At 43.8% G+C, this 14,790-nt stretch carries 13 protein-coding genes; 9 read left to right on the forward strand and 4 right to left on the reverse strand.

Translation table 11 applies throughout. The annotated features are described in order from the left end of the window. Positions 1 to 34 precede the first annotated feature (34 nt). The 4 genes from CYL31_RS20460 to CYL31_RS20475 all read left to right on the forward strand — a co-directional run bounded on the left by CYL31_RS20460 (position 35) and on the right by CYL31_RS20475 (position 4,490). A complete protein-coding gene (locus tag CYL31_RS20460) occupies positions 35 to 781 on the forward strand; it encodes a 16S rRNA (uracil(1498)-N(3))-methyltransferase (RefSeq protein ID WP_212916943.1) in 747 nt (248 codons plus the stop codon). Between the two features lie 100 nt (positions 782 to 881). Then, on the forward strand, positions 882 to 2,387 hold the full coding sequence (locus CYL31_RS20465; RefSeq protein ID WP_212916944.1) for a TolC family outer membrane protein: 1,506 nt from the start codon (positions 882 to 884) through the stop codon (positions 2,385 to 2,387). 287 nt (positions 2,388 to 2,674) lie between these two features. After that, entirely contained in the window at positions 2,675 to 3,622 is a 948-nt protein-coding gene (gene gshB, locus CYL31_RS20470; protein ID WP_212916945.1) for a glutathione synthase, read from the forward strand. Between the two features lie 7 nt (positions 3,623 to 3,629). Continuing rightward, positions 3,630 to 4,490 (forward strand): energy transducer TonB, encoded by an 861-nt coding sequence (locus CYL31_RS20475; RefSeq protein WP_212916946.1) that lies wholly within the window; start codon positions 3,630 to 3,632, stop codon positions 4,488 to 4,490. Positions 4,491 to 4,584: 94 nt separating this feature from the next. On the opposite strand, the gene rpoH is transcribed toward CYL31_RS20475, so the two are convergent. From rpoH to ftsY, 4 genes are all read right to left on the reverse strand, one after another. Further along, entirely contained in the window at positions 4,585 to 5,451 is an 867-nt protein-coding gene (gene rpoH / locus CYL31_RS20480; RefSeq protein WP_212916947.1) for an RNA polymerase sigma factor RpoH, read from the reverse strand. A 130-nt stretch (positions 5,452 to 5,581) separates the two neighbouring features. Continuing rightward, positions 5,582 to 6,589: a permease-like cell division protein FtsX gene (gene ftsX, locus CYL31_RS20485; protein ID WP_212916948.1), complete on the reverse strand. Its 1,008-nt coding sequence runs from the start codon at positions 6,587 to 6,589 to the stop codon at positions 5,582 to 5,584. Continuing rightward, entirely contained in the window at positions 6,589 to 7,260 is a 672-nt protein-coding gene (gene ftsE / locus CYL31_RS20490; RefSeq protein ID WP_212916949.1) for a cell division ATP-binding protein FtsE, read from the reverse strand. The genes ftsX and ftsE overlap by 1 nt, the downstream gene beginning before the upstream one ends. A gap of 77 nt (positions 7,261 to 7,337) precedes the next feature. Beyond that, positions 7,338 to 8,567 carry a signal recognition particle-docking protein FtsY gene (ftsY, locus tag CYL31_RS20495; protein WP_212916950.1) on the reverse strand — a complete coding sequence of 410 codons (1,230 nt, stop codon included), beginning with the start codon at positions 8,565 to 8,567 and terminating at the stop codon, positions 7,338 to 7,340. 172 nt (positions 8,568 to 8,739) lie between these two features. Between ftsY and CYL31_RS20500 the strand changes: the two genes are divergently transcribed. From CYL31_RS20500 to metW, 5 genes are all read left to right on the forward strand, one after another. Then, positions 8,740 to 10,056, forward strand: coding sequence for a peptidase M16 family protein (locus tag CYL31_RS20500; RefSeq protein WP_212916951.1), 1,317 nt, complete (start codon positions 8,740 to 8,742; stop codon positions 10,054 to 10,056). Then, positions 10,053 to 10,655: a 16S rRNA (guanine(966)-N(2))-methyltransferase RsmD gene (gene rsmD / locus CYL31_RS20505; RefSeq protein ID WP_212916952.1), complete on the forward strand. Its 603-nt coding sequence runs from the start codon at positions 10,053 to 10,055 to the stop codon at positions 10,653 to 10,655. Before CYL31_RS20500 ends, rsmD begins: the two co-directional genes overlap by 4 nt. Positions 10,656 to 10,831: 176 nt before the next feature. After that, on the forward strand, positions 10,832 to 12,760 hold the full coding sequence (locus tag CYL31_RS20510) for a methyl-accepting chemotaxis protein (RefSeq protein WP_249411642.1): 1,929 nt from the start codon (positions 10,832 to 10,834) through the stop codon (positions 12,758 to 12,760). 241 nt (positions 12,761 to 13,001) lie between these two features. Next, positions 13,002 to 14,159, forward strand: coding sequence for a homoserine O-succinyltransferase MetX (gene metX, locus CYL31_RS20515; protein ID WP_212916953.1), 1,158 nt, complete (start codon positions 13,002 to 13,004; stop codon positions 14,157 to 14,159). Then, positions 14,159 to 14,749: a methionine biosynthesis protein MetW gene (gene metW, locus CYL31_RS20520; protein ID WP_072839443.1), complete on the forward strand. Its 591-nt coding sequence runs from the start codon at positions 14,159 to 14,161 to the stop codon at positions 14,747 to 14,749. Before metX ends, metW begins: the two co-directional genes overlap by 1 nt. Positions 14,750 to 14,790: the final 41 nt, after the last annotated feature.

Here is a 14,790-nt window from a genome sequence, read left to right on the forward strand (position 1 = left end):
TTTATTTCTATTTTTTAAAGACATAAGGCAAAACATGCGTATTCCAAGAATTTTTATCGATACAGAACTCAGCGTGAATAGCACCTTTGCCTTACCAGATTCTGCGTTTCAGCACCTTTGCAAAGTATTGCGTTTAAAATCAGACCATCCTATTCGTGTTTTTAATGGCCGAGAGTTTAATGGTAAAGGCGGTCAATTTAACGCCACTTTGTGCGATGTTGAAAAACGCTCCGCTAATATTCATGTCACAGATTTTGAAGCACTGGATAATGAATCCCCAATCCAAGTAACAATTGGACAAACACTGTCTAGAGGCGAACGAATGGATTACGCCATTCAGAAGTCCGTTGAAGCTGGCGTATTTGCTATCCAACCTCTTTTTAGTGAGCGATGTGAAGTAAAACTGCACGACAGCCGTGCTGAAAAGCGCCAACAACATTGGCAACAAGTTGCAATCAGTGCAGCGGAACAATGTGGTCGAGGTGTGGTTCCTATTGTTTATCCACCAATAGAATTGAGTGAATGGCTGGAGAAATGTAACGAAATGTTAAAATTTACGTTACATCATCATAGCGCAAAACCGATTCGCCAATATGAACAACCAACAAATAATCAGGTGGCTTTATTGATTGGACCAGAAGGAGGATTAACTGAAAAAGAAGTCCAACTCGCTGAAAAATCAGGCTTTAATGCCATCGCACTAGGCCCAAGAGTGCTACGAACAGAAACAGCTCCCGTTGTTGCCCTTAGCGTTATTAACACTCTATGGGGTGATATTTAGTCTATTCTCATAAAAAGCTGTAACTAACAGAATCGCTACATATTAAGGATCTAAATGGCTTTACCATTTCAGTAGATCTCAATAAAGGATAGATAATCACATGTTTCATCGAATAGTTTTGACTTGCACGGTTTATATAGGGACAGTTTTTCTACCTGCAATAGCGCATGCAATTACTCTCGAGGAGGCGACATATACGGCAATCGAAAACAGCCCAACTGTTAGACAAGCTGTAGCACAGTATCGCGAGTCTAAAGAAAATGCTGAGATTGCTCGTCGTTCCGGCTATTACCCGAGTGCAGACCTCTCTGCGGGTATTGGCCGAGAAACGACGTATGCAGACAACTCCAATTCGGACGATATTGATCTTACTCGTCGAGAACTAACACTTTCTCTTAATCAACCACTATTTAATGGCTTTTCAACCGTAAACGATGTCGAACGATTAAACAGCGAAGCCGAGGCAGATCGTTGGAGCGCTCTGATTTCAGTTGAAAATACTGCTCTAGAGGTCGCTCAGGTTTATGCCAATATTTTACGCTACCGCGAATTGGTCAGCCTTGCTGAACTAAACCTAAAAACACACGAGCGTATTTACGGGCAAATCAAACTAAAAAGTGATTCAGGTATTGGCCGACAATCCGACCTTAGCCAAATTACCGCGCGTCTTGCCAAAGCTCATGCTAATTACTTTGCAGCCGTGAACAATCTTCAAGATGCAGAGAGCAACTACAGAAATGTCGTCGGAGAAATGCCACCGAAAGACTTAATCTACCCAATCCCTGATAAAGATTTGCTGCCAAAAAATCTTGATTCTGCGATCAATGAATCCTTGAAGAAAAACCCAGCTATTGAAGGCGCTCGCTGGGATGTCGCAGCAACAGAAAGTCTGCAAAAAATTGCTAATGCTGATAATTACCCAACGGTTAATTTTGTCTTAGAACGTACATGGGACAACAACATTGACGGAGACCGAGGCCCCAGTGAAGATTTATTGGCCATGGTGCGACTAAACTACAACCTCTACAGCGGTGGCACGCATAAGCGTAAAAAAGAAGCGGCAGTTCAACAATACGTTCAGGCTTCCGAAATACGCCGTAAAACCATCAGAGACACAGAGCTAACCGTAAGACTTGCATGGGCAGCCTTTGAAGCAACCACAGGACAAAAAGAGCATATTAGACAATATGTCATTGCAACAAAAGAATCTCAGATCGCTTATGAAAAGCAATTTCGCTTAGGCCGTCGTACGCTACTTGATGTACTAGACAGCGAAAATGAACTTTTTCAAGCTCGCCAAGATTACGTAAACGCAGACTATGATGAGCTTTTTTCAGAATTTCGTTTATTTAATGCCAAAGGCGAACTGATGCGTGCGTTCCGTATCTACCGCCCACAACTGCTTGGTTTTAATGACGAGTTTGATAAGAAAAAAGCACCGCCGGCTCCTGAGCCAAGCGCTATTGACGAATTAAAAGCCGCAGAAGATTCAGTAGAAGTTAATAACTCGCCTCAGCCTTCAGAAGCTCCGGCAGCCAGCACTCCTCAGAAAACACAAGAAAATGATCTTTTCTTAGATGCCGATGGAAATTCTGGTAGCTGGTAGTTTTATAAACGAGAGCCTCAATAAAGCAGAGTCATTAATGTAAACGCATAAGCGACGCCACCCATGATTCTGCTTTAACACATCAAAAACAGACACCACCGAACATATAATGATAAAGGCTATTTTTCATTACTTCCACTCATCCCTATATTCTGGTTCATCTAAGCAACTATCTGAAAATCATGGGTGTTTTTTCTTCTCAGCGTCCCCATATTTCTATAGCATCAACACCTATTAACAGATTAAACAAAGCACTGAAACGTTGCTTTCGCTTTAGGAACCATTTTATGACTATCAAACTCGGCATTGTTATGGATCCAATTTCATCCATAAACTATAAAAAAGACACGTCACTTGCCATGTTATGGGCTGCTGCAGACAAGGGTTGGCAACTGATTTACATGGAACAAAAAGACCTATTTTTGGACAATGGCAAAGCCTACGCCATGACTCGTCCATTAAGCGTTTATAAAGATCCAGCACACTTTTACGATCTTGGCGAAGAAACAAAAATGGCTATGGGTGATATGGACGTGATTTTAATGCGCAAAGATCCACCATTTGATAGTGAATTCGTCTACAGCACCATGATTCTAGAACAAGCAGAAAGAGATGGCGCACTTGTGGTCAATGATCCAAAAAGCTTACGTGACTGTAATGAAAAACTCTTCGCCACTCAGTTCCCACACTGCTGCCCACCAGTCTTAGTAACTCGACGTGCAGACTTGCTGAAAAGCTTCCATAAGGAACATGGCGACGTTATCTTCAAGCCTTTAGACGGCATGGGCGGCAGCTCGATTTTTCGTATCAAACCCGATGATTCAAACGTCAGCGTGATTATTGAAACCTTAACAAACATGGGTGTAGAGCAAATCATGGCACAAAAATTCATACCAGAAATCAAAGATGGCGATAAGCGCATTTTGGTTGTTAATGGTGAACCTGTGCCGTTTGCACTAGCACGTATTCCAGCATCAGGCGAAACCCGTGGTAACTTAGCTGCCGGCGGACGTGGTGAAGGCAGACCTCTTACTGATCGTGATCGCTGGATTTGCGAGCAAGTTATCCCATCATTGAAAGAAAAGAACTTAATGTTTGTTGGCTTAGACGTGATTGGCGACTACCTCACTGAAATAAACGTCACCAGCCCAACCTGCGTTCGTGAATTAGACAATCAGTTCGATTTAAATATCGCCATGATGTTGATAGAAGCCATAGAAAAACGTCTTCAGTAATATCAACATGCGAATAAGAGAAAAATTTTCTATCGCGCTTTTCATCGCCATTAGCTTTCATGTGCTAATGGTGATGATTTTTGGTTTCGATTTTGCTCTGCCTGCACCCAAGCCGAAAACACTGGAAGTAACGCTTGTTCAACATACAACAAAAGCACCGGTCGAAGCTGACTTTATCGCCCAAGCCAATCAGCAAGCCAGCGGCACAGAAATACGCAAGCAAAAGCTCACCACCACCGAAGATGCCCGCTTCTTGTCAGATACCATCCAAGAAATATCTCCTCCAGTCCAGCCTCAGCTTGCCTCTGCCGAACCTATCGACGAACCAAGTCTGCTCGCAACACAAGACCAAGAGGCGGTATTTGAGATTATCAATGAAGCTGAAAATGAACCGAAAACGCTAGAAGAAAAATTTCGTGGCGAAACTCAAATCCCTAGTCATATATCCAACGACATTGCCACCTTAGAAGCTCTGTTAGACCAACAACGCCAAGCCTATGCCAAGCGCCCAAGAATTCGCCGTTTGACCTCAGTCTCCGCCAAAGCCGCTGTTGATGCGCAATACTTAGATGACTGGCGACGCCGAATTGAACGTATAGGTAATATTCACTATCCAGAAGAAGCAAAACGTAACCATCTTTATGGAGAGCTGCGCCTAGCAGTTATTATACAGCCGAACGGTTATGTCGATGATATTGAAGTATTGCACTCCTCTGGTATTCGAGTGCTCGACGATGCAGCCATGCGCATTGTTCGTTTGGCGGAACCTTTTCAGGTCTTCCCTAGTGAACTAAAGAAAGAAGTAGATAAGCTGGAAATCATTCGCACATGGCGATTTGTTCCAGGCAACCAACTACAAAGTCAGTAAACGCACGGCCCAATGACTATAAAATCAACAGGCATAAAAAAGCCCTCACTTCAACTTAGAGGGCTATTTAATTATTGCCTGTTAGGTATAACAATCAGTCAAACTGACCATCACCCATAGCAAGACGAATTTTCTTCATCGCATTCTTTTCAAGCTGGCGAATACGCTCAGCAGAGACACCGTATTCATCAGCCAAATCATGTAAGGTAGATTTAGCATCAGACAACCAACGCTGTACTAGAATATTTCGGCTACGCTCATCAAGATCAGCCATCGCCACTTCTAGACGCTGGTTGGAATCTTCTTCCCAATTACCATTTTCAAGCAAGGTGGCAGGATCTGAACGATGATCTTCTAAATACTGTGATGGCGCTTGGAAAGCACTGTCGTCATCATCGTCGGCTGAAGCATCAAACGCCATATCAGAAGAACTTAAGCGCCCTTCCATTTGACGAACCACCTCTGGCGTCACACCCAAATCACTAGCAACAGATTCAACTTCTGAGTTGCTGAACCAAGACAGAGTCTTTTTCGCACTGCGCAAATTAAAGAACATTTTGCGTTGTGCTTTTGTCGTCGCCACTTTAACAATACGCCAGTTTTTCAGAATAAATTCATGAATCTCTGCTTTAATCCAATGCACAGCAAAGGACACAAGGCGAACACCAACTTCTGGGTTAAAACGTTTAACCGCTTTCATCAAGCCAACGTTGCCTTCTTGGATAAGGTCGCCTTGAGCTAAACCGTATCCAGAGTAACTTTTCGCAATATGCACAACGAATCTCAAGTGCGACATAACCAAAGTACGCGCTGCCTCAAGATCTTCTTGATAATAAAGACGTTCCGCCAACGCTTTTTCTTCGTCTGCGGTTAAAATCGGAATTCTGCTGACGGCTTGTATATAAGACTCGAGGTTCTGACCAGGAATCATCATATCCGTAGGCTGAAGAGCTTTACCCATCTCTATTTCCACCTTTCTAATTGTTCATACTGTGTATGACAAAATACTAACAAGTAAATTCTGCTTGTGTGTGACATAAATGTGAATAAACCATGGCTATTATCTTAGTAGTGATATTAGCCTTTCATTGTCACTGCAGTTCAATAGTTGTGATATGTCGGTTAACGGCAATCCATGCGCCAAACACACCAACAAATGCACTAATAGTTAAACATAAAACAATTTCATCCGCATTAAAAGTCTGCAGTTGAAAACCGCTTTGATAGAGATCAATCAACCGTTCTGCTGGAGCACTTACCCACCAGCTAAGCACGAGAATACAAAGGCTGGCGAAAAAACCACCCAGTACACCGAACCAAAACCCCATGTACAAAAATGGGCGGCGAATATAAGCATCGGTTGCGCCAACCAATTTCATCACCAACACTTCATCACGGCGACTTTCGACCGCCATGCGAATGGTATTACCGACAATCAGTAGTACAGCGACAACCAACAAAACCGACAAAGCATAGACAAATCGCTGCCCAAAACTCAGTATATTCGCAAGACGCTGTAACCATTGTGCATCAAGTTCTGCATAATCCACTTCTTTTTGCGCCGCTAGCTGGTCTCGCAAGGCCTGCAAACTTGATAACGTTGTGATATCGACCGCTTGTTTAGGAATAACACGTAAAACAATCGGCAATGGGTTCTCTGGTAGAGAAGACATAATCTGCTCATAACCACTCGAACGTTCAAAATATCGAAGCCCTTCTTCCTTAGAAATGTATTCCACCGACGCCACATCCGCTTGCGCAGAAAGACGGTGTGAAAGGGCAAGAGCTTGCGTGTCTTCTAGATTAGGAAAAAGATACAAGGTAATAACAGATTGCTGCTCCCATTGATCCGTCACAGATTGCACGTTTTTCAGCAAAACATACAAGCCACCCGGTAAAGACAAAGCAATAGCAATCACCATTATGGTCATAACGCTCGCCAACGGATAATTTACAAGGCGCATAAAGCTTTCGGTTAGCGTCGTTTGATGCTGACGAAAATATTTACTCGGACTAAAAGACGTTCGCGTCGGCCAATTATGCTTGGTTGCTTTAATTGATTCTCTTGTCGCACCGCGTTGATTTGGCTTCTGAACCATCAACCAAACCCTCCGTCATTGACCATTCGCCCCTGATTTAAGGTCAAAACACGATGACGCATACGAGCCACAAGCGCTAAATCATGACTGGCTACTAAGACTGTCACACCAACGCGATTGAATTCTTGAAATAGGTTCATGATTTCTGCTGACAATTTGGGATCCAAATTACCCGTTGGCTCATCAGCCAACAAGAGTTGAGGCTTGTTCACGACAGCTCGCGCAATACCAACACGTTGTTGTTCGCCGCCCGATAATGCCATTGGATTGTATTTTTCTTTATCCAATAAACCGACCTTATCTAATGCTGCACGCACTCGCTTGGCAATTTGCTGAGAATCTGCTCCGCTTACCAGTAACGGCAAGGCAACATTATGGAAAACACTTCGATCTAATAGCAACTGATGATTTTGAAATACCACACCCACGCGACGCCGATGATGAGGAATCGCTCGGCGACTCAAAGTCCGTAAATCGACACCATCAACCAAAATTTGGCCTGAGGTTTGGCGCTCGATCATCATCATGAGTTTCATCAAGGTACTTTTACCCGCACCAGAATGCCCAGTAAGAAAAGCCATTTCACCTTGCTGCAAATGAAAGCTCACCTGCGACAATGCTTCTTGTCCACTCTCGTACTTTTTACCCACTCGTTGAAATTCGATTTCCACGCTAATCCAGCATCCTTAAATTAGAAAGAAAAAGGTCTTATTACCACTTATTTGCTGTCAAACTATTTATTATCAAACTATTCACTATCAAATAAGGCGTCGACAAACTCTTTAGCAACAAATGGACGTAAGTCATCCGCTTGCTCACCTACACCAATATAACGTATAGGAAGGCCGAACTGTTTGGCGATGGCGAAAATAATACCGCCTTTTGCGGTTCCATCCAGCTTAGTTAGTGTGATACCGCTCACACCAACCGCTTCGGAAAACAGCTTAGCCTGACTGATAGCATTTTGACCAGTACCAGCATCCAAAACTAACATAACTTCATGTGGCGCGTTTTCATCTAGTTTTTTCATCACACGAACGACTTTAGACAGTTCGTTCATCAAATTCGCTTTGTTTTGTAGACGACCAGCGGTATCTGCAATAACGATATCGATGCCTTTAGCTTTGGCGGACTCAATCGCATCATAGATAACCGACGCTGAATCTGCACCAGTATGCTGCGCCACAACAGGAACATTATTGCGTTCGCCCCACACTTGAAGCTGCTCAACTGCGGCTGCACGGAAGGTATCACCCGCAGCCAACATAACACTTTTGCCTTCGGCCTGATATTTTTTGGCAAGCTTACCGATGGTTGTCGTCTTACCAACACCATTTACGCCGACCATTAAAATAACAAAAGGACCATCTTTACTGACAGGTTCAAGCACTTGCTGAGACTGACTAAGAATGCCCTCCATGTCGGCTTTTAAATGACTTAACAAGGTGGCGGAATCTTTTAACTCTTTGCGATTTAGCTTGTCCGTTAACGCACCAATCAAAGTTTGCGTAGCATCGATACCAACATCGGCCATCAATAACTGAGTCTCTAGCTCTTCCAGCAGATTATCATCCACTTTTTTATGACCACCGATAACAGAAGACAGACCATTACCTAGACCACTACGTGTGCGAGACAAACCAGATTTAAAACGCTGAGACCAAGATAACGTAGGCTGCACAGGCTCACTTGGTGCTACATCTACTGCTCGTGCTTTAGTGCTTACCGCCACGTCATCTGCAGGTTTCTCATCAGAGGCCAAAGTTCCCGCTGCATCGGACTCATTCTGAGCTGAATCAGGCGTATCTGTATCCTTTTTCTTGGCGGCTGCAATATTTGCATTCATCTTGTTCACAAAACGACGGCGAACAACAAAAGCAATAATGGCTAAAAGTGTTCCAATCGCAATAGGAACATAACGCGCATATTCACCAAGATACGGTGTAAAAAAAGCAATAATTTGATTAACAACTTCCATTAAATCAGTCTCTTTATTTTGACTGATGCGATAAACATCAGTGAAATGCTATGATTAGACACAGCGCCACATACATGGACACTTAAAAACGATTATTTTAACATCATTCTGGCTCGCAAACAGGCTTAGTTTTAACCAAAATACTCTTAACACGCACCACTCAAGGCTCATTATGTCCGATGATAGCAAACCTCTATTTAGCCGACCCGTTCTGGCTGCGGTCATGTTGTTCTGCACTCTGGCTATTTGGTTATTAAATCTAACCGCTCCGAGCAGTAAATTACCCACACCACAAATTGAAACCTGGACGACTAAATCCGGTATTCCGGTTATCTGGTTAAAGCAAGCACAATGGCAAGGCAGTAACAAACTCGAAGTTCGTTTTTCATTTCGTTCGACTACCGACAACCTAGCATTGACCCAAGCGACCCTTGCCATGTTAATGAGTGATTCTCTACCACTTAGCACAGCATCGATAAACCAAAGATTAGCGCCCTTGGCAGCCAGCGCGAGTAGCTATTATGATCATGAAAATCAAACTATTGGTTTAACTCTGAGTAATGAACCTAGATATTTAGTGCCGACTCTTTCTTTGGCAGCCAACTGGCTCAAGCAACCAGATTTCAAACGCCGTACTTTTGATGTGTGGCAAACACAACAACAAGCTAACCCACCGGTTCAACATGAACTCGAGAATGTTTTGTTTTTTGATAAAACTCACGAACAAAATGACTCAACAGTACCTGTAGTATCATTAGACCAAATCGCAGACTACTACCAGAGCTTAAAAGCATCCACCGCTGCGATTTTTGTTGTGGGTGATATGTCGCCAGAAGCGAAACAAACAGTCCAAGATGCGATTAACACCATCAGCCAAGATTATCGACTATCAAACACTTCAGCCGAGGCCATTTATTACGAGTCAGTCAGTTCAACGATTCAACAAAATGAAGGTGAGCTTTGGCAAACCCGCAGCGCCATTGCATTAATGCAAGTGTCTTCAATCAAAGAATGGATCAGTTTGCACATTTGGGGCGCAGACTTGGTTTCTACGCTCAACCAGCAACAACATATTGATTTTGTTCAACTAGCCTTAACGCTTTCGCCACAACGTCCTTGGGCATGGTGGAATATCCAATACGCCGATAACATCACAGAAACAGCGAACGACCCCAGCGATAATGACAGTCGCTTCATGAATGCTAAAAGCCTTGTATTTGTAGAACAAGTTCCCTCAGCAAACGACAAAAAAACCTTTGACACATTGCTGGATAATTTCAAACAACAACTCGAACAGCAAACACTATCACCAACATGGTGGAGCTATATTGCCACACAAGTCACTCATCAAGATGGCCCGCTCACCGTGAAACAATTCGCCGAAGGCTACAAAGAAGCCGTCGACAGCTTCACCATAGAAGATTATCAAGCGGCTCTACAGCACCTATTAAAGCCATCGTCCTATCAAGAGATTCAGGTTTACCAATGAAGAAGAAAGTTCTAAGTAACGTTTCGAATAAAAGCAAAGCAAAGGCATCAAGACTTCGTATCATCGCCGGTGAATGGCGCTCACGCCAATTGCCGATTCCAGATATTGAAGGCTTACGTCCTACTCCAGACAGAGTAAGAGAAACCTTATTCAACTGGATCAATGCTTACCTTCCAGGCGCGGTATGTGGCGACCTGTTTTGTGGCTCTGGTGCGCTAGGATTGGAAGCGCTATCACGTGGGGCAAAACACATGACCTTTGTCGATAACTCTCGCGTAGTGTCACAACAGATGCAAACAAACTTAGCGACATTAGACGCGACAGATAAAGCCAATGTGATCGCACAAAACGCGGCAGTCTTTCTTGATACGGTAACGCCACATGCTATGGATATTGTGTTTTTAGATCCACCATTCCGCAAAGGCTGGTTGGCACAAATTATTCCTTTACTTGAAACCGGTTGGCTCGCGGACCGTGCGCTTGTTTATATCGAAATGGAAAAAGAAGCCGACCTACCCGCACTACCAAGTCATTGGTCTTTATTGAAAGAAAAAGTTGCTGGTCAATTGGTCTATCGGCTATTTGAAATTTCTAAATAACAAAATCACCAAGCCCTATCCAAAAATAGGGCTTTCTGATTCACCGATACACGCACCGCACCAAAAATACGCAAAACTACCTTTTCCCTCCTATACTACTTTCATCAAAACAAGCTATATCAGCCATCGTGATTTGAGCACGATACTTGCATAGCCTAGTAAAATATGTGCTCTGAATGAGCACTTCACATAAACTTCGCCACGCGATGAAGGTGCCTATGCTGTCAAACCTATCCTTTAAGACAAAACTACTCATACTTCTTATCACCGCGATTATGGGATTAATTATCGTCACCTTTGTTGCAATGGAAGGGCTTTCTTCTCAACAAAACGCTAATAATGAACTGAGAAACCTTTCAAAAATTCAGGCATCTAATGATCAACTCAGCATTCACATGCTAGAAATTGCAGATAGTCTGCGATCTATTTCTGTAGAAAACTATCAAGACTATGTTGCTAGCGCAAAAGAGCAAATTGCACAGAATGCCAACATCATCGCTACGAATATCGAAAAAGCTCAGAGCCAAAATTTAAAGCAAACCCTCGAAGAAAACCTAGTAGAACTCAATGACTATAGCCAAGCACTTATGGCTCTTATTGAAAAGCGCTACATTATTGGCTTTGACTCGTCTTCAGGCTTACGAGGCAGCATAGATAAAATGGGCTCAGAGATAAGCGAAGACATTCAAAAGCTTAGCTTATTAAAACGCGAGTTTACCAATGTTCGTAAGGCTGAAGCAGGCTATCTATCAGATCCAACCGAAAGCAATCTAGAAGAATTCACCACAAGCTTCGACCGCTTTGATAATCGAATTCAAAACTTTGGTTTTCAAGATACTCACGGCGTTAAGGCCAACGTTTATCGTGATGCCATCTTCCAATACGGTAAGGAATACGCGTCACTTAGTGATACTGAAAACACGTTTACCACACAAAAAAATCGCTTCACAGAAAGCCAGCTCAAAGCCAATCAATTAATTGAAGACAAGGTTCAGCAAGCAGAAACCAGCGCAGAAGAAAGCTCGGCTCAAGCTAATGCCACCCTATTGGCCGTCAGTATCGCGATCATTCTCGTCGCAGCCCTTCTTATGCTTGCCATTGGCCGCAGCGTCAACAGCACCTTACAAAATATCATTACAGACCTTAATAAGGTCAAAAAAGGCGACATGTCATCGAAAGCGTCTGTTAATACCAAACGCAACGACGAATTCGATCAATTAAGCCAATCACTCAATGAAATGACAGGCGGTTTAGGTGATGTATTAAAAGACGTTGTCTCCACTACAGATAATGTCAGTACTATGTCCACCGATTTGAACAACACCATCAGTAGCATTGCCAGTAGCAACCACTTGGTTAATCAGCGCACACATTCATTAGCGTCCGCCACAGACGATATTTCGAGCCGTTTAACCGAATTGTCTAGCACCACCAATACGCTTCAAGCGCATTCCAATGAAACCTACCAATCAGCTAAGTCTGGTGCTGACACAATCAAGATGGTATTAAGCAGCATCACCGACACAGTGAATATTGTAAACATGACTAGCCAGCAACTCGATGAACTTGGTCGTTTATCCAAAAATATCGACAGCGTCATTGCAATGATCAACGACCTTGCAAGCCAAACCAACTTGCTTGCGCTAAACGCCGCGATAGAAGCGGCTCGCGCCGGCGAAGCGGGTCGAGGATTCTCTGTGGTCGCAGACGAAGTACGAGCATTAGCAGAGAAAACCGTCGACGCGACATCAAAAATTACGGACATCGTCAATACCATTCAACAGTCGACCCAAACCGCGATAAGCACGATGGAAAGCGGACAAGATAACTTAAGAATCATCGGCGAAAATGGCAGTAAGGCCGAAGAAGCCATGCGTGACATCGAAAACAACGCCATGACAGGATCGAAATCCACAGACTCAATGGCAAGCGCCATTCAAGATGTTGCTAGCACCGCCATCCAAATGAGCACCGAGATGGAAGAAATTGCTCAACAGTTAAATCAAGATACACGCTCTATCGATATTTTAGCGGATAAAACCAAGCAAATTCAGCGTATTTCTGAACAACTTGCTGTTAAAACTCAGGTATTCACTCTCGTTTAACGCCTTATTACCCCATAGATATCAGTAATAAGTAAAACGCTTCTGCCGTTAACAGAGACAGAAGCGTTTTACTTTCAGCCTTCTAATGCCATACACAGATTGATGGCGACATCCGCCTCTTGATGACACTGTGCACAAACGCTAGACTGTGTAGCATCTTTCATCGATGAGCCTTCCCACGTTTCTTCACGGGAATTCGAGCACTTTCTTTAGGACTTTACTTTAGGATAACAACAAACCTATGCCGGACGTCATTCCAGCCGACTCTGTTGGTATTGTTACGCCACAGATTGCGCAATTCGACACACCGTTGGCGCTTTCCTGCGGACAAACCTTGTCATCGTACCAACTGATTTACGAGACTTATGGAACCCTGAATCAAAGCGCTTCCAACGCTATCTTAATTTGTCACGCACTGAGCGGAGATCATCACGCTGCAGGCTATCATGCCATGTCGGATACCAAACCAGGTTGGTGGGATACGGCAATAGGACCTGGCAAAGCCATCGATACAGATAAGTTTTTTGTTATTGCACTCAATAATTTAGGTGGTTGCTGTGGTTCAACAGGGCCAACTAGCATTAATCCAGAAACTGGACAACGATGGGAAGCCAGTTTTCCTATTGTCACAGTAGAAGATTGGGTTGAAAGCCAAGCACGTTTAGCCGATTTATTAGGTATCCAAACCTTTGCCGCTATCGTCGGAGGTAGCCTTGGCGGCATGCAAGTACTGGAATGGAGCATTCGCTTCCCCACTCGCTTGAAATCAGCGGTAATTGTCGCGTCAGCTCCGAAGCTATCGACACAGAATATCGCCTTCAACGAAGTCGCCCGTCAGTCTATTCGTCGTGATCCAGACTTTTTTGATGGCAACTACATAGACAACGATTCGGTGCCAACTAATGGCCTTGGGTTGGCGCGCATGCTAGGTCACATTACCTATCTTTCAGACGATGCCATGGGTGCTAAGTTTGGCCGTCAGATGCGCCATGACAGCTATCAATACAATTACGGCATTGAGTTCGAAGTAGAAAGCTACCTGCGTTATCAAGGCGAAGCATTTACCAAACGCTTTGACGCCAACACCTACATGTTGATGACCAAAGCGCTGGACTACTTTGATCCCGCCTCACAAACCGATGGCGACTTATCCGCGGTTCTAAGCCGCGCACAATGTGAGTTTTTATTGGTTTCCTTTACCACCGACTGGCGTTTCTCCCCAGAGCGCAGTGAAGAAATCGTCAACGCGCTAGTCAAGGCTGGTAAACAAGTTTCTTACGCCAAGATCGAAGCGGCAGAAGGTCATGACGCCTTTTTGTTCCCAATACCGCGCTACATGGCCGTGTTAAACACCTTTTTATCCCGCGTTGCCAATAGCCTTACAACGGAGGTCAAATAATGCGCTCGGATTTAGAAATGATCGATGAATGGGTTCAGCCCAATATTCGAGTGCTCGATTTGGCCTGTGGTCCCGGTGAGTTGCTTCACCATCTCATTCAAAACAAACAGGTGAAAGGCTATGGTTTGGAAATCGGCCCTGACGATTTAAATACCTGTATCGAAAAAGGCATTCCAGTTTTAGAGCAAAACATCGACGAAGGTTTGCAAAACTTCGATGACCAAAGTTTTGACTTAGTCTTGATGACCCATGCTTTGCAACAATTTCGTCGCCCAGATTTGTTGATCGATGAAATGCTGCGCATCGGCAAAGAATGTATTATCACTTTCCCGAACTTCGGACATTGGCGAAGCCGTTTGCATTTGGCGTTAAAAGGCAGAATGCCAGTATCGGATTTCTTGCCGTATAATTGGTACGACACACCAAACATTCACTTTTTCACCTTTCAAGATTTTGAGCGTTTATGTCGTGAAAAAGACATTAAAATCTTACGTTGGGCTGCCGTAGACGGCCAACTAAAAGACCATTGGTGGATTCGCTCCATGCCTAACTTATTCAGTGAAACGGCTATCTTCCATATCAGTCGTTAACTCACCAACAGCAAATTAAATAGAACGATTAACAAGGCGGC

The organism is Marinomonas sp. A3A (assembly GCF_018336955.1).
GTDB classification, from domain to species: Bacteria; Pseudomonadota; Gammaproteobacteria; order Pseudomonadales; family Marinomonadaceae; genus Marinomonas; species Marinomonas lutimaris.

Bases quoted from the DNA above. Each gene is read 5' to 3' on its own strand.
- metW (WP_072839443.1), top strand. From the start codon at position 14,159: ATGCGCTCGGATTTAGAAATGATCGATGAATGGGTTCAGCCCAATATT.
- CYL31_RS20465 (WP_212916944.1), top strand. From the start codon at position 882: ATGTTTCATCGAATAGTTTTGACTTGCACGGTTTATATAGGGACAGTT.
- rpoH (WP_212916947.1), bottom strand. From the start codon at position 5,451: ATGGGTAAAGCTCTTCAGCCTACGGATATGATGATTCCTGGTCAGAAC.
- ftsX (WP_212916948.1), bottom strand. From the start codon at position 6,589: ATGGTTCAGAAGCCAAATCAACGCGGTGCGACAAGAGAATCAATTAAA.
- CYL31_RS20460 (WP_212916943.1), top strand. From the start codon at position 35: ATGCGTATTCCAAGAATTTTTATCGATACAGAACTCAGCGTGAATAGC.
- CYL31_RS20475 (WP_212916946.1), top strand. From the start codon at position 3,630: ATGCGAATAAGAGAAAAATTTTCTATCGCGCTTTTCATCGCCATTAGC.
- gshB (WP_212916945.1), top strand. From the start codon at position 2,675: ATGACTATCAAACTCGGCATTGTTATGGATCCAATTTCATCCATAAAC.
- CYL31_RS20500 (WP_212916951.1), top strand. From the start codon at position 8,740: ATGTCCGATGATAGCAAACCTCTATTTAGCCGACCCGTTCTGGCTGCG.
- CYL31_RS20510 (WP_249411642.1), top strand. From the start codon at position 10,832: ATGAGCACTTCACATAAACTTCGCCACGCGATGAAGGTGCCTATGCTG.
- metX (WP_212916953.1), top strand. From the start codon at position 13,002: ATGCCGGACGTCATTCCAGCCGACTCTGTTGGTATTGTTACGCCACAG.
- ftsY (WP_212916950.1), bottom strand. From the start codon at position 8,567: ATGGAAGTTGTTAATCAAATTATTGCTTTTTTTACACCGTATCTTGGT.
- rsmD (WP_212916952.1), top strand. From the start codon at position 10,053: ATGAAGAAGAAAGTTCTAAGTAACGTTTCGAATAAAAGCAAAGCAAAG.